Annotated in this window: 19 protein-coding genes and 1 tRNA gene; 15 read left to right on the plus strand and 5 right to left on the minus strand. The window is 69.2% G+C overall.

Annotated features, from left to right (window positions below; all coding sequences use genetic code 11):
• Nucleotides 1-63: 63 nt before the first annotated feature.
• A complete protein-coding gene (locus tag EHF44_RS21415; protein ID WP_124685718.1) occupies nt 64-618 on the minus strand; it encodes a ferritin-like domain-containing protein in 555 nt (184 codons plus the stop codon).
• A 313-nt stretch (nt 619-931) separates the two neighbouring features.
• Between EHF44_RS21415 and EHF44_RS21420 the strand changes: the two genes are divergently transcribed.
• On the plus strand, nt 932-1,957 hold the full coding sequence (locus EHF44_RS21420) for an MBL fold metallo-hydrolase (protein ID WP_124685719.1): 1,026 nt from the start codon (nt 932-934) through the stop codon (nt 1,955-1,957).
• Between the two features lie 21 nt (nt 1,958-1,978).
• On the opposite strand, the gene EHF44_RS21425 is transcribed toward EHF44_RS21420, so the two are convergent.
• Entirely contained in the window at nt 1,979-2,611 is a 633-nt protein-coding gene (locus EHF44_RS21425; protein WP_124685720.1) for a Vgb family protein, read from the minus strand.
• 37 nt (nt 2,612-2,648) lie between these two features.
• Nucleotides 2,649-3,869 (minus strand): helix-turn-helix domain-containing protein, encoded by a 1,221-nt coding sequence (locus tag EHF44_RS21430; RefSeq protein ID WP_124685721.1) that lies wholly within the window; start codon nt 3,867-3,869, stop codon nt 2,649-2,651.
• Nucleotides 3,870-4,207: 338 nt separating this feature from the next.
• Between EHF44_RS21430 and EHF44_RS21435 the strand changes: the two genes are divergently transcribed.
• The 5 genes from EHF44_RS21435 (at nt 4,208) to EHF44_RS21455 (ending at nt 9,282) form a co-directional block, all read left to right on the plus strand.
• Entirely contained in the window at nt 4,208-4,732 is a 525-nt protein-coding gene (locus EHF44_RS21435) for a (2Fe-2S)-binding protein (RefSeq protein ID WP_216644007.1), read from the plus strand.
• A complete protein-coding gene (locus EHF44_RS21440) occupies nt 4,732-5,715 on the plus strand; it encodes an FAD binding domain-containing protein (protein WP_124685723.1) in 984 nt (327 codons plus the stop codon). The genes EHF44_RS21435 and EHF44_RS21440 overlap by 1 nt, the downstream gene beginning before the upstream one ends.
• 31 nt (nt 5,716-5,746) lie before the next feature.
• Nucleotides 5,747-7,960, plus strand: coding sequence for a xanthine dehydrogenase family protein molybdopterin-binding subunit (locus tag EHF44_RS21445; protein ID WP_124685724.1), 2,214 nt, complete (start codon nt 5,747-5,749; stop codon nt 7,958-7,960).
• A 73-nt stretch (nt 7,961-8,033) separates the two neighbouring features.
• Nucleotides 8,034-8,927: a DMT family transporter gene (locus EHF44_RS21450; RefSeq protein ID WP_124685725.1), complete on the plus strand. Its 894-nt coding sequence runs from the start codon at nt 8,034-8,036 to the stop codon at nt 8,925-8,927.
• Between the two features lie 136 nt (nt 8,928-9,063).
• Nucleotides 9,064-9,282 carry a DUF3079 domain-containing protein gene (locus EHF44_RS21455; protein WP_124685726.1) on the plus strand — a complete coding sequence of 73 codons (219 nt, stop codon included), beginning with the start codon at nt 9,064-9,066 and terminating at the stop codon, nt 9,280-9,282.
• A 75-nt stretch (nt 9,283-9,357) separates the two neighbouring features.
• Here the strand turns inward: EHF44_RS21455 and EHF44_RS21460 are convergent, their stop codons facing one another.
• Nucleotides 9,358-9,726, minus strand: a complete 369-nt coding sequence (locus tag EHF44_RS21460) for a mechanosensitive ion channel protein MscS (protein ID WP_124685727.1) — start codon at nt 9,724-9,726, stop codon at nt 9,358-9,360.
• A 325-nt stretch (nt 9,727-10,051) separates the two neighbouring features.
• Between EHF44_RS21460 and EHF44_RS21465 the strand changes: the two genes are divergently transcribed.
• The 9 genes from EHF44_RS21465 to EHF44_RS28225 all read left to right on the plus strand — a co-directional run bounded on the left by EHF44_RS21465 (nt 10,052) and on the right by EHF44_RS28225 (nt 21,560).
• Nucleotides 10,052-10,945, plus strand: coding sequence for a metal-dependent hydrolase (locus tag EHF44_RS21465; protein ID WP_124685728.1), 894 nt, complete (start codon nt 10,052-10,054; stop codon nt 10,943-10,945).
• Between the two features lie 252 nt (nt 10,946-11,197).
• The gene (locus EHF44_RS21470; RefSeq protein WP_124685729.1) at nt 11,198-12,208 is read left to right on the plus strand and encodes a hypothetical protein; all 1,011 of its coding nucleotides are present in this window, start codon (nt 11,198-11,200) and stop codon (nt 12,206-12,208) included.
• A gap of 248 nt (nt 12,209-12,456) precedes the next feature.
• A complete protein-coding gene (gene fdnG, locus EHF44_RS21480) occupies nt 12,457-15,525 on the plus strand; it encodes a formate dehydrogenase-N subunit alpha (protein WP_148094324.1) in 3,069 nt (1,022 codons plus the stop codon).
• A 10-nt stretch (nt 15,526-15,535) separates the two neighbouring features.
• Nucleotides 15,536-16,510 (plus strand): formate dehydrogenase subunit beta, encoded by a 975-nt coding sequence (fdxH, locus tag EHF44_RS21485; RefSeq protein ID WP_124685732.1) that lies wholly within the window; start codon nt 15,536-15,538, stop codon nt 16,508-16,510.
• Nucleotides 16,497-17,141, plus strand: a complete 645-nt coding sequence (locus tag EHF44_RS21490; RefSeq protein ID WP_124685733.1) for a formate dehydrogenase subunit gamma — start codon at nt 16,497-16,499, stop codon at nt 17,139-17,141. Before fdxH ends, EHF44_RS21490 begins: the two co-directional genes overlap by 14 nt.
• Nucleotides 17,142-17,186: 45 nt before the next feature.
• The gene (fdhE, locus tag EHF44_RS21495; RefSeq protein WP_124685734.1) at nt 17,187-18,122 is read left to right on the plus strand and encodes a formate dehydrogenase accessory protein FdhE; all 936 of its coding nucleotides are present in this window, start codon (nt 17,187-17,189) and stop codon (nt 18,120-18,122) included.
• Entirely contained in the window at nt 18,119-19,558 is a 1,440-nt protein-coding gene (gene selA / locus EHF44_RS21500) for an L-seryl-tRNA(Sec) selenium transferase (protein ID WP_124685735.1), read from the plus strand. Before fdhE ends, selA begins: the two co-directional genes overlap by 4 nt.
• A complete protein-coding gene (gene selB / locus EHF44_RS21505; RefSeq protein ID WP_124685736.1) occupies nt 19,555-21,486 on the plus strand; it encodes a selenocysteine-specific translation elongation factor in 1,932 nt (643 codons plus the stop codon). Before selA ends, selB begins: the two co-directional genes overlap by 4 nt.
• Nucleotides 21,465-21,560: transfer RNA gene (locus EHF44_RS28225), tRNA-Sec, on the plus strand. Before selB ends, EHF44_RS28225 begins: the two co-directional genes overlap by 22 nt.
• 56 nt (nt 21,561-21,616) lie before the next feature.
• Here EHF44_RS28225 and EHF44_RS21510 read toward each other — a convergent pair.
• Nucleotides 21,617-21,811, minus strand: a complete 195-nt coding sequence (locus EHF44_RS21510; protein ID WP_124685737.1) for a hypothetical protein — start codon at nt 21,809-21,811, stop codon at nt 21,617-21,619.
• Between the last annotated feature and the right edge of the window lie 63 nt (nt 21,812-21,874).

Below are 21,874 nucleotides of genomic sequence, written 5' to 3' on the forward strand. Positions count from 1 at the left end.
GAGGCCGTGGCCTCGCCTTTCTCCTTGGCTGCCGGCCAGACTCCGGCGGCCGCTGGCTTCCGCCTACTTCTTCTGCCCGTCCTCGCGCGACGACAGCAGGTCCAGCATCTCGTCGGCGTGCTCTTCCTCGACGGCCAGGATGCTCTCCATCAGCCGGCGCGACGTCGGGTCCTTCTCGCCCAGGTACTGGATGATCTCGCGGTACGTGTCGATGGCGATCCGCTCGGCCACCAGGTTTTCCTTGATCATGTCCGACAGCGACGTGCCTTCCACGTACTCGGCGTGGCTGCGCGTGGTCAGCGTGTTGGGCGACAGGTCCGGCTCGCCGCCCAGTTGCACGATGCGCTCGGCAATCTGGTCGGCATGGCCCTGTTCCTCGTTCGAGTGGGCCAGGAATTCCTCGGCCACGCCCTTCGAGTTCGGCCCCTTGGCCATGAAATAGTGGCGGCGGTAGCGCAGCGTGCAGACGATCTCGGTGGCCAGCGCCTCGTTGAGCAACTTGATCACCGTGTCGCGCTCGGCGTTGTACCCGGCGGTCACGGCGCCGTCGTCGATGTGTTGCCGGGCACGCTCGCGAATCGTTTTGACGTCCGTCAGGAACGGTTGCTTCTCAGACATGGGGACTCCTTCATCATCGTTCGAATGGTCCCGCTTCCCGCGCGGCGGCGGGAGCGGATTCAAACGCTGCAGGCAAGATCGATGCCACTGCGCCAGCCCCCGTGGCACCGATCACCACGCGCCGTGCCGTGTGTGGTTTTTACAAAGCCGGGCAGCGAACCCTGCCATGGCGGCCGTGCGGGGCATCAGCCAAAGGTATGGCCCTGTTGTCCGGAGTGCCAACTTGCCCGGTCGTGTCGATCCGCGTAATGTGCGGCGTCGTGCATCTCCGTTTCATCGCACTTTGACGAATCCGACCCCAGGGAGAACCCAGATGGAACTGCGCCTGCCCCGCGCCCCCCGAATCCGCCAGCCCCGCGCACGGGCTGCCATGGCCGCTGCGCTGCTGGCCGCCGCCGCGGCACTGCCGCTGGCGTCCGGCGTGGCCCATGCCGCCCCGCCCGCCCAGCAGAAGACGCAAGTGCCCGGCTATTACCGGATGATGGTCGGCCAGCTCGAAGTCACGGCCCTCTACGACGGCTACATCGACCTCGACCCCAAGGTGCTCAAGTACACGAGCGCGCGCGAGGTGCAGAGCCTGCTGGCGCGCATGTTCGTGGCCTCCACGCCCGGCATGCAGACCGCCGTCAACGCCTACCTGGTCCACACCGGCACGCAACTCGTGCTGGTGGATACCGGCGCGGCGGCCTGCTTCGGCCCCACGCTCGGCGGCATCGTGCCGAACCTGCGCGCGGCCGGCTACAGCCCCGAACAGGTGGATGCGGTGCTCCTGACCCACCTGCACGGCGACCACGCCTGCGGCCTCGTGGCCGACGGCAAGCCGGTGTTCCCGAACGCGACGGTCTACGCGGAACAGGCCGACGCCGACTACTGGCTCAGCGAATCGGTGGCCACCGCCGCGCCCGAGGGCGCCCAGGCGTTCTTTGCGATGGCGCGCAATGCCGTGGCGCCGTACCAGGCAGCCAACCGTTTCCGCACGTTCCGCGGCGCGTCGGGCGAGTCGCCGGTGCCGGGCGTGCAGCCGGTGCCCACGCCGGGCCACACGCCGGGCCACACCGGCTACCTGTTCACGGCCGGCAAGGACAACCTGCTGCTCTGGGGCGACATCGTCCACAGCCACGCCACGCAGTTCCGCCGGCCCAACATCGCCATCGAGTTCGACGTGGACAGCCAGCAGGCCGTGCAGACGCGCAAGCGCGTGCTGGCCGATGCGGCGCGCAACAAGCTCTGGGTGGGCGGCGCGCACCTGCCGTTCCCGGGCCTGGGCCACGTGCGGCGCGACCAGGTGGGCTACACCTGGGTGCCCGTGGAATTCGGCCCGATCCGCAGCGACCGCTGACGCACCGCGGGGCCGGGTCGGCTAGCGCGGCCGCCGCACCGCGCGCACCTTGCCGCTGTTGCCGCCGCCGCAGTAGAAGCGGTCGGCGCCATCCGATTCCAGCCCCGATACGCCCACGCCGGCCGGCATCTCCAGCGCCTCCAGCACCTTGCCGGTCTGCGGGTCGACGCGGCGCAACTCGCTCTGGTCGTTTTCCCAGGTGCCGTGCCAGAGCTGCCCGTCGACCCACGTCACGCCCGTGACGTAGCGGCTCGATTCGATGGTGCGACGGATGGCGCCGGTCTCCGGGTCGATCTCGTGGATCTTGCGGTCGCGGTACTGGCCCACCCACAGCGACCCCTCGGCCCAGGTCAGGCCCGAATCGTTGCCATGGCCCGGCGCCGGGATCGTCGCCACCACCTTGCCGGTCTGCGGATCGATCTTCTGGATCTGGCGCTCGGCGATCTGGAACAGGTAGCGGCCATCGAACGCGGTGCCGGCATCGGCCTGCACGCCGATCTCGCGCGCGGTGGCGCCGCTGGACGGGTCCAGCGCCAGCAGCCTGTCGCCCACCGCGAACCAGACCTGCCGGCCATCGAATGTCAGCCCGTGCACATGCTCGACCCCCGGGAACGGGCCGTATTCCTGAACGATTTCTGCGGCATTGCGTTTCATGACGGTTTCCTTTGACGTGGTGAACGTGAAACCCATGCTACGCGCCAGGCAGCGGCGCGGGGAGTAACAAGGCCGTCGCGAATCCGGTGGCCGGCGGCGTCATCCAGCGCCGCGTGCGGCCGCTGCCCACCGGCTGGACCTGCCCGGCGGCGGCCAGCGCGTCGAGCGCGCGCTGCACCGTGCGCTGGCTGGTGCCCAGCGCCAGCGCCAGCGCCGAACTGGACCACGACTGCCCGTCGGCCAGGCACGCCAGCACCGGCGCGTAAAGCTGGTCGGCAGGCGGCACGACCAGCAGCACCTCGGCGTCATCCGCCGGCCGCAGCGCAAAGCCGCGTGGCGTGGCGTCGATGCCGGCCAGCGGCGCCACCGCCTGCCGCAGCCGGCCCATCTCCACGCGCAGCCGCGCGCGGTGCGTGTCGTCGGCATGGCGCATGCGGAACGCCGTGGCGATCAGCGCATCGCGCGGCACGTCCTCCGGCCACGCTTGCGCCAGCGCGCGCGCCAGCCCGAACAGCACCGGCCGGCGCGCCAGGGCCACCACGGTATCGCGCCGGCGCACGGTCATGCGGCAGGCATCGACGATCAGCGCATCGGACGCCAGGCAGGCTTCCACTGCATCGAGCCGCAGCGGCAGCGCCTGCCCGCGCGCCACGCGCTGCGCGACCGGGGCCTGCAGCACCTGCTCGGCCGCCGCCACCTCCGCGACCAGCGCCGGGATGCCGGCCCGCTGCGCGGCCTCCGCCGCCCGGGCCAGTGCCGCGTGCGCATCGGCGGCCCGCACGCGGCGAATCGCGATGCCGGCCGCCACGAGTTCGTGCACCGCGCGCAGCGCCGGCGGCAGCGGCGCGGCATCGAGCGTCGCCAGCGTCCGCTCGGCGTCTTCCAGTTGTCCCGTGATGAGGTGATGCCGCGCGATCAGGTAGCCGGCATGCGCGGCGTTGACGTGGTCGCCATGGGCGTCGAGCACGCGCCGCGCGGCATCCAGCGCCCGCGCGGGCCAGCCCAGGTCACGCGCGGCCAGCGCCACCTCGGCCTCGGCCACCGCGCAACGCGCCCGCGCCAGGCTCTCGCGCGGACCAAACGCCCGCGCCGCTCCGCGCAGCAGCGCCCGGGCGCGCGCAAAGTCGCCCAGTTGCGACATGGCGATGCCGCGCAAGGCCAGCGCCGGGGCATCGTCACGCAGCGCAACGCGATCCAGCGCACCCAGCGGATCGCCGTGGGCCAGCGCCCGCGCCGCGGCGGTAATCAATGAATCCATGGACATCCGGCTCCACGCGGTTGCGCCCCATGGCGGGGGCAGGTGGCCAATCTAGCACGCCCACGGTGGACCGTTCATCGGCACACGCGCCCCGCCGACGAGGCACATCAGCGTGACAATACCGTGTCCCGGCGGGAACGAGCGAGCCCCATCCGATGAGACAAGCAAAGACATTTGCCTCACGACGGTGCGCGCGCCGTGCCGCGGCAAGCCGTCCTTGAAAAAGCTGGGGTTGCGCATAAAGTGAGAGCGCGCCCGACGCTGTTGCCCCTGCCCGGCACATGACATTGGTGCAATGTGGCCGGGCTCGTGGACGCGCTCCAGAACAAGGAGAACATATGGAAGACCCCACGAACGCGGCCACCGCCACGCTGACCGGCGAGGCGCAGGGCTATCCCGTCACGCTGAAGGTCAACGGCACCGCGCACCGGCTGACCGTGCCGGCCAATGCGATCCTGCTCGATACGCTGCGCGACCAGCTTCATCTCACCGGCACCAAGAAGGGCTGCGACCACGGCCAGTGCGGCGCGTGCACGCTGATCGTCAACGGCGTCACGGTCAATGCGTGCCTGTCGGTCACCGTCATGCACGACGGCGACGAGATCACGACCGTGGAGGGCCTGGCGCGCGACGGCCAGCTGCATCCCGTGCAGCAGGCGTTCTGGGACCACGATGCCTACCAGTGCGGCTACTGCACCGCCGGGCAGATGATGAGCGCCGTGGGCATCCTGCAGGACAAGCGCGTGCCCGCCGACGAGGCGGCCGTGCGCGAGGCGATGAGCGGCAACATCTGCCGCTGCGGCGCGTACAAGAACATCGTGGCGGCCATCCAGGACGCGCGCGGCAAGTTGCGGGGGGCGTGATGCGCAACTTCGAATACGCCCGCGCGGCCGACGTGGAGCAGGCCATCGCGCTGCACGCGCGCAGCGCCGACACGGTCTTCCTGGCCGGCGGCACCACGCTGCTGGACCTGATGAAGCTCGACGTCATGCGCCCCGCGCACGTGGTGGACATCCACAAGCTCGGCCTGGACCAGATCGAACCGCTGCCCGACGGCCGCGTGCGCGTGGGCGCCATGGTCAGCAATACCGACCTGGCCCGGCACGCGCACGTCGCCCGGCACTACCCGGTGCTGTCCGAAGCGATTCTGTCCGGCGCCAGCACGCAGCTCCGCAACAAGGCCACCACGGCCGGCAACGTGATGCAGCGCGTGCGCTGCGGCTACTTTCGCGACGGGGTGTCGCCGTGCAACAAGCGCGCGCCGGGGTCCGGCTGTGCCGCCATCGAGGGCCTGAACCGCAACGTCCACGCGGTGCTGGGCGGCAGCCCGCAGTGCATCGCCGCGCATCCGTCGGACATGTGCGTGGCGATGGTGGCCATCGGCGCCACCGTGCACGTGCAGGGCCCGCGCGGCAAGCGCGACATCGCGTTCGCGGACTTCCATCTGCTGCCCGGCGACACGCCCTGGAAGGAACACGCGCTGGAGCCCGACGAGCTGATCACCCACGTGACGCTGGACGCGCCGATGGCGGGCAGCCGGTCTGCCTACCTGAAGCTGCGCGACCGCACGTCGTACCAGTTCGCGCTGGCGTCGAGCGCGGTCATCGTGGCGATGGACGGCGGCAGCGTGCGCGACATCCGCATCGCGCTGGGCGGCGTGAGCACCAAGCCGTGGCGTGCCGCCGATGCCGAGGCCGTGCTGCGCGGCAAGCCGCTGACCGAGGCATCGATCCGCGACGCCGCGGCCGCGGCGCTGGCCGGCGCGCAGTCGTACGGCCAGAACGGCTTCAAGATCCCGCTCGGCCAGCAGGCCGTGATCCGGAACCTGTCGCGGCTGATGGCCTGACGCGCCCGGCACCGCCCAAGGAGAGACCCGCGTGAACCGCACTGCTATCGGCGCCTCGCCGCGCCGCATCGATGGCCGGCTCAAGGTGACCGGCGCCGCCCTCTACACCGCCGACCGCTCGATGCCGGGCATGCTGCACGCCTACGGCGTCTACAGCACCGTGGCCAGCGGGCGCATCACCGGCATCGACGTGGCCGACGCGCGCCGCGTGCCGGGCGTGGTCGACATCCTGCACCACGGCAACTTTCCGCGCCTGTACAGGACGCCGAAGAGCCCGATCTCGGGCGCCACCATCCTGACCGCGTCGATCACCGACGAGCACCGGCTGCCGTTCGAGGACGAGACGATCCACTACGGCGGCCAGATGGTGGCGCTGGTGGTGGCGGACACGTTCGAGCACGCGCGCGACGCCGCGTACCGCGTGCGCGTGGCGTACGCGCCAGACAAGGCGGTGGCGGACCTGGAGCACGGCGTCAAGGCCAATGGCCTGAAGCCGACGCAAGCGGGCCATGCCCGCGGCACGCCGGCGCCGGCGTTCGACCAGGGCGCGGTCAAGGTCGACGCCATCTACCGCACGCCCGTGGAGACCCACAACCCGATGGAGATGCACGCCACCGTGGCGTGGTGGGAAGGCGGCGAGCTGCATCTCTACGAGGCCACGCAGGGTGCCACCGTGCACCGCAATACCATCGCGCAGGTATTCGGCCTGACGCCCGAGCGCGTGACCGTGGACTGCCCGTTCCTGGGGTCCGGCTTTGGCGCCAAGCTGTTCATGTGGCCGCATTCGGTGGCCACCAGCGCGGCGGCGCAGATGACGGGCCGGCCGGTCAAGTTCGTGGTGCCGCGCGCGGCCATGTTCACGACCACGGGCCAGCGGCCCGAGACGCGCCAGCACCTGCGGCTGTCGGCCAGTGCCGACGGGCGCATCACGTCGATCCGGCACGAATCGGTCAACACCACGTCGTTCATCGAGCAGTACGTGGAGAACTGCGGCGGCATGACGCAGAGCCTCTATTCGTGCCCGAACGTGCTGGTCACGCACCACACGACCAGCGTGCACCGGGGCGCGCCCACGTCGATGCGCGCGCCGGGCGCCGCGCCCGGGCTGTTCGCGCTGGAATCGGCCATCGACGAACTGGCGCTGGCCTGCGGGCAGGACCCGGTGCAGTTCCGCATGACCAACCTGTCCACGCGCGACGAAAGCATGAACCTGCCGTGGTCGAGCAACCACCTGCGCGAGGCCATCGAGCTGGGCAGCCGCAAGTTCGGCTGGGACAGGCGCGACCCGCGCCCGGGGTCGATGCGGGACGGCCACGAGGTCATCGGCTACGGCGTGGCCGTCTGCAACTGGGACGCCTGGCGCACGCCAGCCGAGGCCCGCGTGTTCCTGCGCAGCGACGGCACGGCACAGGTGACCTGCGCGATCCAGGACATCGGCACCGGCATGTACACGATCGTCGCGCAGACCGTGAGCGAGCTGACCGGGCTGCCGTTCGAGAAGATCGACGTGCGGATTGGCGATTCGTCGTTCCCGGCCGCGCCCGTGGCGGGCGGGTCGTGGGCAACGGCCAGCGTGCTGCCCGCCGTGGCCGAGGCCACGCGCGAGGCCATCGGCCAGCTACGCGGCTTTGCCACCGGCGAGGGCGGCGCGTTTGCCGGCGCCAACCCCGAGACGCTGAAGCTCCAGGACGGCAAGCTGACCGACGGCAAGCGCAGCGTGGGCTACGCGGACGTGCTGAACCAGCAGCGCTTTGCCGCGGCCGAGGGCTTCGGGCGCACGGGCGGCGCGCCGAACACCGACAAGATGTCGTTCATGTCGTTCGGCGCGCATTTCGTGGAGGTGCGCTGGGACCCCGGCATCTCGCGGCTGCGCGTGTCGCGCGTGGTCAGCGCCATCGACGTGGGCCGCGTGATCAACCCCGTGACCGCGCGCAACCAGGTGGAGGGCGCCATCGTGATGGGCATCGGCATGGCGCTGTTCGAGGCCACCGAGTACGACGAGCGCAACGGCATGCCGGGCAACAACAACTACGCCGAGTACGCGGTGCCGGTGCACGCCGACCAGCCGCAGATCGACGTGCTGCTGCTGGACCATCCGGACCTGGCGTTCAACGAGTTCGGCGCGCGCGGCATTGGCGAGATCGGCATCACCGGCTTTGCCGCCGCCGTGGCCAACGCGGTGCACCACGCCACGGGCAAGCGCGTGCGCGACCTGCCGATCGTCAAGGAAAAGCTGATGGCCTGATGCGATGCGGTGCTATCGTCTCGGCTTGCCCCCTTGACTCCGCCGTGGCCGGCCCGCCCCGGCTGGCCCATCCATGACCGACCGTACGTTGCAGGCGCCGGCCGCCCCGCTCTGGCTGCGCCTGGCTCCCGCGCTGTTCCTGTTGCTGTGGTCCTGCGGCTTCGTGTTCCTCAAGCTCGGCCTGCAATATGCCGATCCGCTGACGTTCCTGGCGCTGCGCTACGCCATCGTGGTCGGGCTGCTGATCGGCCCGTGCCTGTGGCTGCGGCCCGCCATGCCGCCGGGGCTGGCGCCGTGGCTGCACCTGGCGATGATCGGCCTGCTGATCCAGGCCGGCTATTTTGCGTTCACGTACCTGAGCCTGAAGCTGGGGATGTCGGCCGGCGCGGTGGCGCTGGTCACGTCGCAGCAGCCGATCCTGATCGGCCTGCTGGCGCCGCTGATTGCCGGCGAGCGCGTGGACCGCGTGCGCTGGGCCGGGCTGGCGCTGGGCGTGACGGGCGCGACACTGGTCATCACGGCCCGGTCGTCCGTGCAGATGAGTTCCGCGCTGGGCCTGCTGTTCGCGGTGCTGGCGCTGCTGGCCATCACGGCCGGCACGCTCTGGGAAAAGCGCTTCGGCTCGCCCGTGCATCCGGTGCTGGCCAATACGGTGCAGTACGGGGTGGCGCTGGCGGTAACCGCGCCGCTGGCGTGGCTGACCGAGCCGATGCACGTGGCGTGGACGCCGGGGCTGTTCGGCTCGCTGGCGTATCTGGTGCTGTGCAATTCGCTGGTGGCGATATCGCTGCTGCTGGCGATGATCCGCCATGGCGAGGCGTCGCGCGTGTCGGCGCTGTTCTTCCTGGTGCCGCCCATGACGGCCGTCATCGCGTTCGTGCTGCTGGGCGAGTCGCTGCCGCCGATGGCGTGGCCGGGGATGGCCATCGCGGCGGCCGGGCTGTATCTGGTGATGCGCCGGCGCTAGCGGGGAGGACCTTGATTCCACAGCGTGGCATCGCAATTGATCCTGCGCAAACCGACTAGCAAAATCGCCAAAACCTGCCGGCGGACGCACTACCATCGAATGCGTCGGCGCCCCATCCGCACGCCGGCGCATCCACATGGCCAAGAAATTTCCGCTTCATCCCAGGCATCCCGAGCGTATCTGCTGGGGCTGCGACAAATATTGCGCCGTCGACGCCATGGGCTGCGGCAACGGCTCCAGCCGCACGCAGCATCCGGCCGAACTGCTGGGCGACGACTGGTACATGCATGGCGACTGGGGCATCGACGTGGAAGATGCCGGCGCGTCCACCATCACGCTGGGCGCCGCGACCTGACCCCCAGATGACGAAAGGCAGCCACGCAGGCTGCCTTCCCGTCCATCCCCCGATGGGCCCGGCCGGGCCCGGATCTCAATACCCGTAGTACGACGAACCGTAGTACGACGACGGCGGCGCATATTGCACCGGCGCCGGGCGGCCGCACGGCACGTAGCCGCCGCGGTAGTTGTCGTAGCAGTAGCCCGGCGGCACGGCCGGCGCGGCGTAGGCCACCGGCTGCGGCGGCGGGGCATAGTACGGCGCCGGCGCGGCCACCACCGGCTGGCTGCTGGCCACCAGCGCGCCGAGCGCCAGCCCCGCCACGGCCGCCACGGCAATCGCCGCCCCCGCGGACGATCCGCCGCCACCATGGTGGTAACGGTCACGGGCCGAGGCCGTCCCCGCGACCAGCATGGCGGCACTCAGGACGGCGATACCGGTGTAACGAATCGACTTGCGCATCTTTCACTCCTTGGCGGGCCGCGAATGGCCCGCACTACGGAATGCATGATGGACGCCCGATGATTACGATGGGTTACACGCTGGTGAGCAGATGTAAATGCCAGGCCACCCCGGCGCCCCGCCAGCCGGGCCGCACCGGCCCGCAAATAGCCGTTTCTTGAATCTGACGTTACAACTTCTGTCCGGTCATGGCGCGGGAAATGCCAGTTGACAGCGTTTCGGGCGATGCAAATACTCCACATCGCAACGCCTCGGTGCCTGCGCGGCAGCCTGCTGAAGCGGTGCGGTTCTGGCAAATGTCTAGACAATTCCAAAAGGGACGACCATGATCACACGCCGCTTTGCGCTGCGCCCCCGCCATCTGCTGATCGCCGGCGCGGTGGCCCTGCTCACCGCCTGCGCCAGCAATGTTTCGAATCCGCCCGCCCCGGCCCAGCCCGGCGCCACCGGCGCGCCGGTAGCCGCCGGCAAGACCGAGGTGCTCTGGCTGGGGCAGGCCGCGATGCGCATCACCACGCCGGGCGGCAAGGTCATCGTGGTCGACCCGTGGCTGACCGGCAATCCCAAGACCCCGGCCCCGTTCAAGCAGCTATCGGCGCTGGGCAAGGTCGACCTGATCCTGGTCACCCACGCCCACGGCGACCACCTGGGCGACGCGGCCGAACTGGCCAAGCTCAACAACGCGCCCATCTGGAACGGCGGCGGCATGGGCCAGCAGCTCGTGAGCCTGGGCATGGTGCCGGCCAACCTGTCGCAACGCTTCAACAAGAGCGGCACGGTCCAGCCGCTGGGCCCGAACGGCCCCAAGGTGACAGCCGTGCATGCCGAGCATTCGTCGGAACTGGTCTGGAAGAATCCCGCCACCGGCAAGGACGAAACGCACTACGGCGGTGAACCGGTGGGCTACATCATCGAGATGGAAAACGGCTTCAAGATCTGGCACATGGGCGACACCGGCCTGTACGGCGACATGATGATGGTGGCCGACCGCTACAAGCCTGACCTGGTGCTGATCCCGATCGGCGGCCATTTCACGATGGGCCCGCAAGACGCCGCCATCGCGCTGCGCGACTTCATCAAGCCGAAATACGCGATCCCGATGCACTACGGCACCAGCCCGATGCTGCGTGGCACGCCGGCAGAGCTGAAGACGGCGCTGGGCAACAACCCGGCCACGGCCGTGATCGTGCCGGAGCCGGGGCAGAAGGTGGATTTTTAAAGGTTGAAGCTCGGTAGCTCGGGCGCATCCCAAGATAATCGTTATTACCGGTTGTCGGGCAACCCCGAAAACCATGGCAGGTAATCGGTATAACCCGACCTTGATTATCGGCCGCTGATTTCCCGGCAACGCCGTCAAGCCCCCCTGAGGTTGGGGGCGCAGCTTAAATCACTTCCCCCTAGAATCTGCCCCGGCCCTGATATGAAAACCAGGTCCGGGGCCAGACACCGAAAAAGAACGTTAGGGGAAATCATGAAGGGAATGGGTAAATGGATGGCCAGCTTCGCGCTGGCCGCAATGCTTGGCGCGTGCGGTGGTGGCGGCGACGATAGCGGCGGCGGCGCCACGCTGAGCGTCAGCGCATCGGGCAGCACGACGCAAGGCACCTCGGTCGCTACCGGCCAGGCCGCGTCGCTGAGCGTGCAGTCGGGTGACTACCTGGCACTGCGGACGAGCGCGCCGGTCAAGTGGCAGGCGGTTATCACGAGCAATCAGACCACGGTGACCAACCAGACGCTGAACGAGACCAACTGGTCGGGCAATCTGGTCAGCCCGACGGGCGACACCATCCAGCTCACGGCCACGCTGGTGAGCGATGCCAGCAAGGTGTTCAAGCTGAACCTGACCGTGGCGCCGCAGCGCTACACCTCGCCCGTCCAGAAGGCTGGCGAAGTCGCCACGTACGCCGAGACGTCGCAACGTCTCGGCGGCGGCGGTGGCACGCAGCACATCGCCTACACCACGACGGCGGTCAGCAACGGTATCGCATCGATCACCGGTCTCAACATCGACACCAACACGCCGTCCCAGAGCTACACGCAGGATCAGGACCGCAACCGCCTGACGCGTACGTACCTGGACAACGGCAACGTGTGCACGTACGCCCCGAAGCGCAATCTCTACAGCTTCCCGATGTACGTCGGCAAGACGTGGAGCGATACGTGGGCCTATAGCTGCCAGGCTGGCTATCGTGAAAGCGGCGCAGTGAAGGCTACCGTTGCGGGTTATGAGCCGGTCACCACGGCCGCCGGCACGTTCAACGCGCTGCGCATCAACTACGTCATCACCTACACGAACTCGAACGATGTTCAACTGCCGAACGGCAACCTCGGTACCGCCACGTACAGCGAAACGGTCACGGGCTGGTGGTCGCCGGAAAACGGCCGTACGGTGAAATGGGTTTCGAACTACGGTTATCCCACCGGTTTCTCGAACCCGACGTTCATGAAGGTGTACACGCAGGAACTGCAAAGCCTGCGGTAATGGGCCATCGGACAGTGCATGGCAAGCCATTGCTGTCCAGACGAGAAACCCGCTGGTTCGCCAGCGGGTTTTTTTTCGCCTCGCGTGCACCTTAAAGTAATCGTTAAATCACAAAACCCCCAATATCGCCGTTTGAGCCACCCGTTCGGTCTGCATACATAGCGAAAACGCCACTAATGCCTATACTGGTCCTTGTCCCTGCAACAAGTCCATGACCGGCCGGCGAGTCGGTACAAGGAGGTGTGCTCATGGTTACGATGAACCGCCGACAGTTCCTGAAGTTCACGGGAGCGTCGCTGGCGGGATCGAGCCTCGCGCTGGTCGGGTTTGCGCCCGACACGGCGCTGGCGGAGGTACGGGCCTACAAGCTGGCGCGTACCACCGAGACCCGCAATACCTGCCCCTACTGCTCGGTGGCATGTGGCCTGCTGATGTACAGCCTTGGCGACAAGGCCAAGAACGCGAAGGCCAGCATCATCCACATCGAGGGCGACCCGGACCACCCGGTCAACCGCGGCACGCTGTGTCCCAAGGGCGCCGGCCTGATCGACTTCATCCATAGTCCCAACCGGTTGCAGTACCCCGAGTACCGCGCGCCGGGATCGGACAAGTGGCAGCGCATCTCGTGGGACGACGCGCTCGCCCGCATCGCCACGCTGATGAAGCAGGACCGCGACGCCAACTTCATCGAGAAGAACGAGCAGGGCCAGACCGTGAACCGCTGGCTCAGTACCGCGATGCTGGCCGCGTCGGCCAGCAGCAACGAGACGGGATACATCACGCACAAGACGATCCGCAGTCTTGGCATGCTGGGGTTCGACAACCAGGCACGTGTCTGACATGGCCCGACGGTGGCAGGTCTTGCCCCGACGTTTGGCCGTGGAGCGATGACGAACCATTGGGTCGACATCAAGAACGCGGACGTTATCCTGATCATGGGCGGCAATGCCGCCGAGGCCCACCCGTGCGGTTTCAAGTGGGTGACCGAAGCCAAGGCGCACAACAAGGCGCGCCTGATCGTGGTGGACCCGCGCTTCACGCGCTCGGCGTCCGTGGCCGACTATTACGTGCAGATCCGCACCGGCACGGACATCGTGTTCCTGGGCGGCGTCATCCGCTGGCTGCTGGAAAACGACCGGATCCAGCACGAGTACGTGAAGAACTACACTGATCTCACGTTCATCGTGCGCGAGGACTACCAGTTCAAGGACGGCATCTTCTCCGGCTACGACGCCGAGAAGCGCCACTACCTGAAGGAAAGCTGGGACTGGGAGAAAGGCGACGACGGCTATGTGAAGACCGACCCGACGCTGCAGCACCCGCGCTGCGTCTACCAGCTGCTCAAGGCCCACTACGCGCGCTACACGCCGGAAATGGTCGAGCGCGTCTGCGGCACGCCGCAGGACCGCTTCCTGAAGGTCTGCGAGATGATGGCCAGCACGGCCACGCCAAGCCGCGCCATGACCATCATGTACGCGCTGGGCTGGACGCAGCACTCCATCGGCTCGCAGATGATCCGCTGCGGCGCGATGGTGCAGCTGCTGCTGGGCAACATCGGCATTGCCGGCGGCGGCATGAACGCGCTGCGCGGCCACTCCAACATCCAGGGCCTGACCGACCTGGGCCTGATGACCAACCTGCTGCCCGGCTACCTGACGCTGCCGGCCGACTCCGAGGTCGACTACGACAAGTACATCGAGGCCCGCTCGTTCAAGCCGCTGCGGCCCAACCAGCTCAGCTACTGGCAGAACTACGGCAAGTTCCACGTCAGCCTGATGAAGGCGTGGTGGGGCCCGGCCGCCACCAGGGAAAACAACTGGGCGTTCGACTACCTGCCCAAGCTCGACAAGGCCTACGACATGCTGCAGGTCTTCGAGCTGATGCACGCCGGCCGGGTCAACGGCTACATCCTCCAGGGCTTCAACCCGCTGGCGGCGGCGCCGAACAAGGCCAAGCTATTGCAGAGCCTGAGCCAGTTGAAGTTCATGGTGGTGATGGACCCGCTGGCCACCGAGACGTCAGAGTTCTGGCGCAACGTCGGCGAATCGAACGACGTGGACACCAAGTCGATCAAGACCGAGGTCTTCCGGCTGCCCACCACCTGCTTTGCCGAGGAAAACGGCGCGCTCGTGAATTCGTCGCGCTGGCTGCAATGGCACTGGCAGGGCGCCGACCCGCCGGGCGAGGCGCGCAGCGACATCGAGATCATGTCCGACCTGTGGCTGCGCATCCGCACGCTGTACCAGAAGGACGGCGGCAAGTATCCGGACCCCATCGTCAACCTGCACTGGCCGTACGCGGTGCCGCATTCGCCCACGCCCGAGGAGCTGGCGAAGGAGTATTCGGGCCGCGCGCTGACCGACCTCGTCGACCCGAAGGACCCGACCAAGGTCGTGCGCAAGGCCGGCGAGCAGCTGAACAGCTTTGGCGAGCTGCAGGCCGACGGCAGCACCGCGAGCGGCTGCTGGATCTACTGCGGGTCGTGGACGCAGGCCGGCAACCAGATGGCCAAGCGCGACAACAGCGACCCCACCGGCATCGGCCAGAACCTGAACTGGGCGTGGTCGTGGCCGGCCAACCGGCGCGTGCTGTACAACCGGGCATCGTGCGACGTGAACGGCAAGCCGTTCAACCCGGGCCGCAAGCTGATTGCCTGGAACGGCAAGAGCTGGACGGGCTTCGACACGCCGGACTTCAAGCTGGACGAGGACCCGGCCAACGGCATGGGGCCGTTCATCATGCAGGCCGAAGGCGTGGCGCGGTTCTTTGCCCGGCAGACGCTGGTGGAGGGGCCGTTCCCCGAGCACTACGAGCCGTTCGAGAACCCGCTGGGCTACAACCCGCTGAACGGGCGCGAATCCAAGGTGGTCAGCAACCCGGCGGCGCGCGTGTTCAAGAACGACTGGGCGCAGTTCGGCAAGCCCGACGCCTACCCGGTCATCGCCACCACGTACCGCCTGACCGAGCACTTCCACTACTGGACCAAGCACGCCCACATCAACGCGATCCTGCAGCCCGAGCAGTTCGTCGAGATCGGCGAGGACCTGGCCAAGCAGGTGGGCGTGAACGCGGGCGACCGCGTGAAGGTCAGTTCGACGCGCGGCTACATCAAGGCCGTGGCGCTGGTCACCAAGCGGATCAAGCCGTTCCGGATCGACGGCAAGACCGTGCACATGGTGGGCATACCGCTGCACTGGGGCTTCACGGGGCTGACCAAGCCGGGCTTCCTGGCCAACACGCTCACGCCGTTCGTGGGCGACGGCAACACCCAGACGCCCGAGTTCAAGTCGTTCATGGTCAAGGTGGAAAGGGCATAGGAGCGCAACGATGGCACTACAGTCTCTCGATATCGTGCGCCGCTCGGCCACCACCACGCAGCCGCCCAGCGTGCGGCAGCCGGTTACCGGCAGCGTGGCCAAGCTGATCGACACCACCAAGTGCATCGGCTGCAAGGCCTGCCAGGCGGCGTGCATGGAATGGAACGACCTGCGCGGCGACGTGGGCGTGAACGTCGGCGTCTACGACAACCCGGCCGACCTGGACGAGCACACGTGGACCCTGATGCGGTTCACCGAGTACGAGAACCCGAACGGCAACCTGGAATGGCTGATCCGCAAGGACGGCTGCATGCACTGCGAGGACCCCGGCTGCCTCAAGGCGTGCCCCGCGCCGGGCGCGATCGTCCAGTACGCCAACGGCATCGTCGACTTCCACGAGGAAAACTGCATCGGCTGCGGCTATTGCATCACCGGCTGCCCGTTCAACATCCCGCGGATCTCGAAGACCGACCACAAGGCGTACAAGTGCACGCTGTGCTCGGACCGCGTGGCCGTGGGCCAGGAGCCGGCCTGCGTGAAGACCTGCCCGACCGGCGCCATCGTGTTCGGCACCAAGACCGACATGGTGGCCCACGCCGAGGAGCGGATCGTCGACCTGAAGTCGCGCGGCTTCGAGAAGGCCGGCCTGTACGACCCGGCCGGCGTGGGCGGCACGCACGTGATGTACGTGCTGCATCACGCCGACAAGCCGAGCCTGTACCACGAGCTGCCCGACGACCCGCACATCAGCCCGCTGGTGAGCCTGTGGAAGGGCATCTCGAAACCGCTGGCCGTGGCCGGCATGGCGCTGGCGGCCATCGCGGGCTTCTTCCACTACATCCGCGTGGGCCCGAACGAGACCGGCCCCGAGGACGAGGCCGCCGCCGAGGACGAGATCGTGCGCTGGGGCCGCGACAATCCCCGGCCGCGCGGCACGCCCGACGAAGTGACGCCGCCAGAGGAGGTGCGCGATGAGAATCGATAAGCGCCGCGAGGCCAACATCCGCCGCTATACGGCCGGCGAGCGCACCAACCACTGGATCGTGGCGCTGACGTTCGTGCTGCTGGCGCTGTCCGGGCTGGCGCTGTTCCATCCGTCGATGTACTGGATGAGCGCGCTGTTCGGTGGCGGCACGTGGACGCGCATCCTGCACCCGTACATCGGCGTGTTCATGTTCGTGGCGTTCCTGATACTGGCGCTGCGCTTCTGGCACCACAACCTGATGACCTGGAGCGACCGCGAATGGCTGCGCCACGGCCGCGACGTGCTGACCAACCACGAGGAAAACGTGCCCGAGGTGGGCCGCTACAACGCGGGCCAGAAGCTGCTGTTCTTCGTGATGGTGGCGTGCCTGGTGCTGCTGTTGCTGAGCGGGCTGGTGATGTGGCGCGCGTGGTTCTCCGCCCTGTTCCCGATCTGGGCCATCCGGCTCGCGTCGGTGGTGCACGCCGTTTGCGCCTTCCTGCTGATTTGCGGCATCATTGTGCACATCTATGCAGCCGTATGGGTCAAGGGTTCCGTGCAGGCCATGACGCGCGGGACGGTCACGCCGGGCTGGGCGTGGAAACATCATCGCGCCTGGTTCCGCGAGAACTTCCGGCCAGGCGACAAATAGCGGGCAGGCACCCCCCGGGCCGGCTCGCCAAAGGATGACGACACGATGGTGCAGCGCATTCTGGAGCCGGCGGAGATCGAATCGATCGACCACATCGCCATTGCGCGCGTGCGGTTGCCCGAGCGCGCCGAAGTGTTTGGCGCCCGGGCCCAGCGCCTGCGGCAGCTGGCGCCGTCCAGCCCCATCGGGCCCTACCTGCTGCTGATGGCCGCCGTGGCCGACGCGCAGCACGCAGTGGCCCAGTCCCTGGACATTCCCCCGCCCTCCCCCCAGACCATCGAACGCGCCGGCGAGCACTGCATGCCGCTGCTGCCCGCGCAGGATGCCGGCGTGCCGGTGTCGGCCCCGGCGCTGTTCGAACGCCTGGCCGCGCTGCCCGAGCTTGCCGCCCCGCTGGCCACGCTGCGCGCCCTGTCGCCGGCCGCGCTGGCCGATCAGGTCCGCGCGCTGCTGGGCCAGCATGACGGCCCCGTGGACCCCGCGCTGGCCCCGCTGCTGATGGCGGCGCTGCAACTGGACCGCACGGTGCTGGCCAGCGGCCTGCGCGAGGGCGACATCCCGGTGCTCGACGTCCACACGGTCTGCCCGGTCTGCGGCACCCCGCCCGTCGCCAGCATCGTGCGCATCGGCGGCCGCTACCAGGGCCTGCGTTACTTGCATTGCGGGCTGTGCGCTACCGAATGGCACATGGTGCGCGTCAAGTGCAGCCATTGCGAGACGACCGAAGGCATCAGCTACTACGCCGTGGAAGGCCACGGCGACGCGCTCAAGGCCGAGACCTGCGACCAGTGCCACCACTACCGCAAGATCAGCTATATGGAGAAGGACCCGCTGGCCGAGCCGCTGGCCGACGACCTGGCGTCGCTGGCGCTCGACGTGATGATGGGCGAGGCCGGCTACGGCCGCGCCAACGGCAATCCGCTGCTGTGGCTGCCCGACGACGATGACGACGACGCGGACGGCGGGGAGGCGCGACGATGAACGACAGCGTGTCGATGCCCGCGCAGCCGGCGGACATTCCGTCGGTGGACCGCGTGCTGCGGCTGCCCGGCGCGCAGGCGCTGCTGGACCAGTACGGCCGCGCCCCGGTGACGGCCGCGCTGCGCCGCCTGCTGGATACGCTGCGCGCGCAGGCCGTGGCAGGCCGGCTCACGCGCCACGCCATCGCCGACGCCGCGCTCTGCGACGCGCTGGCCGCCCAGGTGCAGCGCGACAGCCAGCCCCGCCTGCGCGCCGTGTTCAACCTGACCGGCACCGTGCTGCACACCAACCTGGGCCGCGCGCTGCTGCCCGACAGTGCGGTGCAAGCCGTGATGCGGGCGATGACCGCGCCAGCCAACCTTGAGTTCGACCTCGACACCGGCGGTCGCGGCGACCGCGACGACCTGGTCGACGACCTGCTCTGCGAGCTGACCGGCGCCGAGGCCGCCACGGTGGTCAACAACAACGCGGCGGCCGTGCTGCTGATGCTGAACACGCTGGCGCAGCGCCGCGAGGTAGTGGTGTCGCGCGGCGAACTGGTCGAGATCGGCGGCGCGTTCCGGATTCCCGACGTGATGCAGCGGGCCGGCGCCCGGCTGGTGGAGATCGGCACGACCAACCGCACCCATCCGCACGACTACGCCAACGCCATCGGCCCGCGCACGGCGCTGCTGATGAAGGTCCACTGCAGCAACTACGAGATCACCGGTTTCACGCGCAGCGTCGACGTGGCCGAGGTGGTGCGCACCGCCCAGCCGCACGGCCTGCCCGTGGTGGTGGACCTGGGCAGCGGCACGCTGTGCGACCTGGCGCGCTGGGGCCTGCCACCCGAGACCACCGTGCGCGACACCATCGCGGCCGGCGCGGACCTGGTGACCTTCAGCGGCGACAAGCTGCTGGGCGGCCCGCAGGCCGGGCTGATCGTCGGCCGCGCGGACCTGATCGCCAGGATCAAGAAGAACCCGCTCAAGCGCGCGCTGCGCGTGGGCAAGCTGACGCTGGCGGCGCTGGAACCGGTGCTGCGGCTGTATCGCGATCCGGACACGCTGGCGGCGTCGCTGCCGACGCTGCGGCTGCTGACGCGCCCCGCCGGCGAGATGGCGACGCTGGCCGGGCGGCTGGTGCCGGCCATGCAGGCGGCGCTGGGCGATGCGTGGCAGGTGTCGGCGGTGCCGACCGTCAGCCAGATTGGCAGCGGCGCGCTACCGGGCGGGCAGCTGCCGAGCTTCGGGCTTGCGGTGGCGCCGCGCGATGCGGGCAAGCGCGCCGGCCGCCGGCTGCAGCAACTGGAAGCGGCGCTGCGCGCGCTGCCTCGCCCGGTCATCGGCCGCATCCGCGACGACGCGCTCTGGCTCGACCTGCGCTGCCTGGAAGCGCACGACGAAGCCGCGTTCACGGGCCAGTTGCCCGGGCTGGCCGAGGCGCTGCACGCATGATCGTCGGCACGGCCGGGCATATCGACCATGGCAAGACCACGCTGGTGCGGGCGCTGACCGGCGTCGACACCGACCGGCTCAAGGAAGAAAAGGCGCGCGGGATCTCGATCGAACTGGGCTACGCGTACACGCCGCTGCCCGGCGGCGACGTGCTGGGCTACATCGACGTACCCGGCCATGAGCGGCTGATCCACACGATGGCGGCCGGCGCCAGCGGCATCGACCTGGCGCTGCTGGTGGTGGCCGCCGACGACGGCGTCATGCCGCAGACACGCGAGCACGTGGCCATCGTCGAGCGGCTTGGCGTGCCGCGCGCGGTGGTGGCGCTGACCAAGGCCGACCATGCCGACGCGGCGCGCCTGGCCGCCGTGCGCGACGAGATCGCGTCGCTGCTGGCCGCCACGCCCTATGCCGGCGCCGACATCTTCGCGGTCAACGCCACCGATGCCGCCGACGCCGGCGTGGCCCGGCTCCGCGACTGGCTGCACGATGCCGCGCGGCAGCAGCCCGCGCGCCGCAGCGATGGCCGGTTCCGGCTGGCCGTGGACCGCGTGTTCACGCTGGCCGGGCACGGCACGGTCGTCACCGGCACCGTGTTCGACGGCCGCGTGGCCGTGGGCGACGTGATGCAGGTGGCGCCGTCGGGCCTGCCGGCGCGCGTGCGCAGCATCCACGCCCAGAACCGTCCGGCCGATGCCGGGCTGGCCGGCCAGCGCTGCGCGCTGAACCTGGCCGGCGTCGACAAGGACGCGATCCGGCGCGGCGACTGGATCGTCGACCCCGTGCTGATGGCGCCGGTGACGCGGCTCGATGTCCGCCTGACGCTGCAGCCGGGCGCCGACCTGCGGATCGGTCACTGGACGCCCGTGCACGTGCATCTGGGCGCCGCGCATCGCGTGGCCAACGTGGTGCTGCTGGACGCCGAGTCGCTCGATGCCGGCGGCACCGCGCTGGCGCAGCTGGTGTTCGCCACGCCGCTCTGCGCGCTGGCCGGTGACCGCATCATCGTGCGCAACGCGCAGGCCACGCAGACCGTGGGCGGTGGCGTGGTGCTGGACAACCTGGCCCCCGAGCGGCACCGCCGCACGCCGGCCCGGCTGGCGTGGCTGCAGGCCGTGGAGCGCTACCTGTCCGGCCAGGGTCTCGCGGCGCTGCTGGAACACGCGCCGCACGGCCTGGGCGAGCGCCGGCTGGTGCGGCTCACGGGCCGCGCCGCCGATGCGGGGACGCTGCCGCCCGACGCGCAGCACGTGGGCGACACGTGGATCCTGGCGCGCGATGTCGATGCGTTGCGCGCGCGCGTGCTGGACACGCTGGCCGGCTTTCACGCGCGCATGCCCGACGAACCCGGCCTGGGCGCCGGCTCGCTGCGCCGCGTGGCTTTTGCGGGCGCGCCGCTGCCGGACGCGCTCTGGTCCGCGCTGCTCGATACGCTGCTCCAGCGGCACGACGTGGAACGGCACGGCGGCTGGCTGCGGCTGCCCGGCCATGCCATCACGTTCACCGATGCCGAGCAGGCGCTGGCCGCACGGCTGCTGCCGCGCGTGGCGGCTGGCAGCTTCGACCCGCCCTGGGTGCGCGAGCACGCGGTGGCACTGAACGCGCCCGAGGAACAGGTGCGGCAGGTGCTGCGCAAGCTGGCGCGGCAGGGCGACGTGCACCAGGTGGTGCGCGACCTGTTCTACGCCGCGCCGGTCATCGAGGCGCTGGCGGGCCGGTTTGGCGCGATGGCCGCCGCGCACGGGCGCGTGGAGGTCATCGCGTTCCGTGACGCGGTGGGGCTGGGCCGCAAGCGGACGATCCAGCTTCTGGAGTTCTTCGACCGCGCGGGATACACTCGCCGCGTGGCGAATGCGCGCATGCTGCGGCCGGACAGCGAATGGCGGCCGGCGGCGCCACCCACCACGGAAGGCATCCGTATCCGGTGATGCGGCCGGGCTTCAAACCCGGTTGGGGGCGCCAGACGTTCCCAGGTAGGTTCGACTCCTGCTGCTTTCCGCCATCTTTCCTGCCGGTGCCCGGTGCAAATCTGACCGGCACCGCACGCCCGGCGGCGCGCTATTTCCGGCCGGCCGGCTTGTCGGGTTCCGGCTCCGACGGCTTGCGATGCGACGCCGCGTTTTCCCAGTCCTTGTCCGCCCGCTCGCGCGCCTGCTGGTTCGCGGCGGCGTTCTCGCGCAATTCGCGGTCGTCGAGCCCCTGGCGCTTGTCCAGTTCGCGATTGCCCGACGTGTCGTGCCTGCTCTGCTTCATGACGTCTCCTGCTGGATCGGCCGCCCCATGCGGCCCCGACCGCAGACTGACGCGCAACTTTCG

This window comes from Cupriavidus pauculus, from assembly GCF_003854935.1.
Classification (GTDB): Bacteria; Pseudomonadota; Gammaproteobacteria; order Burkholderiales; family Burkholderiaceae; genus Cupriavidus; species Cupriavidus pauculus_C.

What these genes read in the sequence shown, in the direction of transcription:
- EHF44_RS21510 (WP_124685737.1), bottom strand. Translation starts at nt 21,811, where the DNA reads ATGAAGCAGAGCAGGCACGACACGTCGGGCAATCGCGAACTGGACAAG.
- selA (WP_124685735.1), top strand. Translation starts at nt 18,119, where the DNA reads ATGAACGACAGCGTGTCGATGCCCGCGCAGCCGGCGGACATTCCGTCG.
- EHF44_RS21465 (WP_124685728.1), top strand. Translation starts at nt 10,052, where the DNA reads ATGATCACACGCCGCTTTGCGCTGCGCCCCCGCCATCTGCTGATCGCC.
- EHF44_RS21450 (WP_124685725.1), top strand. Translation starts at nt 8,034, where the DNA reads ATGACCGACCGTACGTTGCAGGCGCCGGCCGCCCCGCTCTGGCTGCGC.
- EHF44_RS21430 (WP_124685721.1), bottom strand. Translation starts at nt 3,869, where the DNA reads ATGGATTCATTGATTACCGCCGCGGCGCGGGCGCTGGCCCACGGCGAT.
- EHF44_RS21415 (WP_124685718.1), bottom strand. Translation starts at nt 618, where the DNA reads ATGTCTGAGAAGCAACCGTTCCTGACGGACGTCAAAACGATTCGCGAG.
- selB (WP_124685736.1), top strand. Translation starts at nt 19,555, where the DNA reads ATGATCGTCGGCACGGCCGGGCATATCGACCATGGCAAGACCACGCTG.
- EHF44_RS21425 (WP_124685720.1), bottom strand. Translation starts at nt 2,611, where the DNA reads ATGAAACGCAATGCCGCAGAAATCGTTCAGGAATACGGCCCGTTCCCG.
- EHF44_RS21435 (WP_216644007.1), top strand. Translation starts at nt 4,208, where the DNA reads ATGGAAGACCCCACGAACGCGGCCACCGCCACGCTGACCGGCGAGGCG.
- EHF44_RS21440 (WP_124685723.1), top strand. Translation starts at nt 4,732, where the DNA reads ATGCGCAACTTCGAATACGCCCGCGCGGCCGACGTGGAGCAGGCCATC.
- EHF44_RS21470 (WP_124685729.1), top strand. Translation starts at nt 11,198, where the DNA reads ATGAAGGGAATGGGTAAATGGATGGCCAGCTTCGCGCTGGCCGCAATG.
- EHF44_RS21420 (WP_124685719.1), top strand. Translation starts at nt 932, where the DNA reads ATGGAACTGCGCCTGCCCCGCGCCCCCCGAATCCGCCAGCCCCGCGCA.
- EHF44_RS21455 (WP_124685726.1), top strand. Translation starts at nt 9,064, where the DNA reads ATGGCCAAGAAATTTCCGCTTCATCCCAGGCATCCCGAGCGTATCTGC.
- EHF44_RS21490 (WP_124685733.1), top strand. Translation starts at nt 16,497, where the DNA reads ATGAGAATCGATAAGCGCCGCGAGGCCAACATCCGCCGCTATACGGCC.
- fdhE (WP_124685734.1), top strand. Translation starts at nt 17,187, where the DNA reads ATGGTGCAGCGCATTCTGGAGCCGGCGGAGATCGAATCGATCGACCAC.
- fdxH (WP_124685732.1), top strand. Translation starts at nt 15,536, where the DNA reads ATGGCACTACAGTCTCTCGATATCGTGCGCCGCTCGGCCACCACCACG.
- EHF44_RS21460 (WP_124685727.1), bottom strand. Translation starts at nt 9,726, where the DNA reads ATGCGCAAGTCGATTCGTTACACCGGTATCGCCGTCCTGAGTGCCGCC.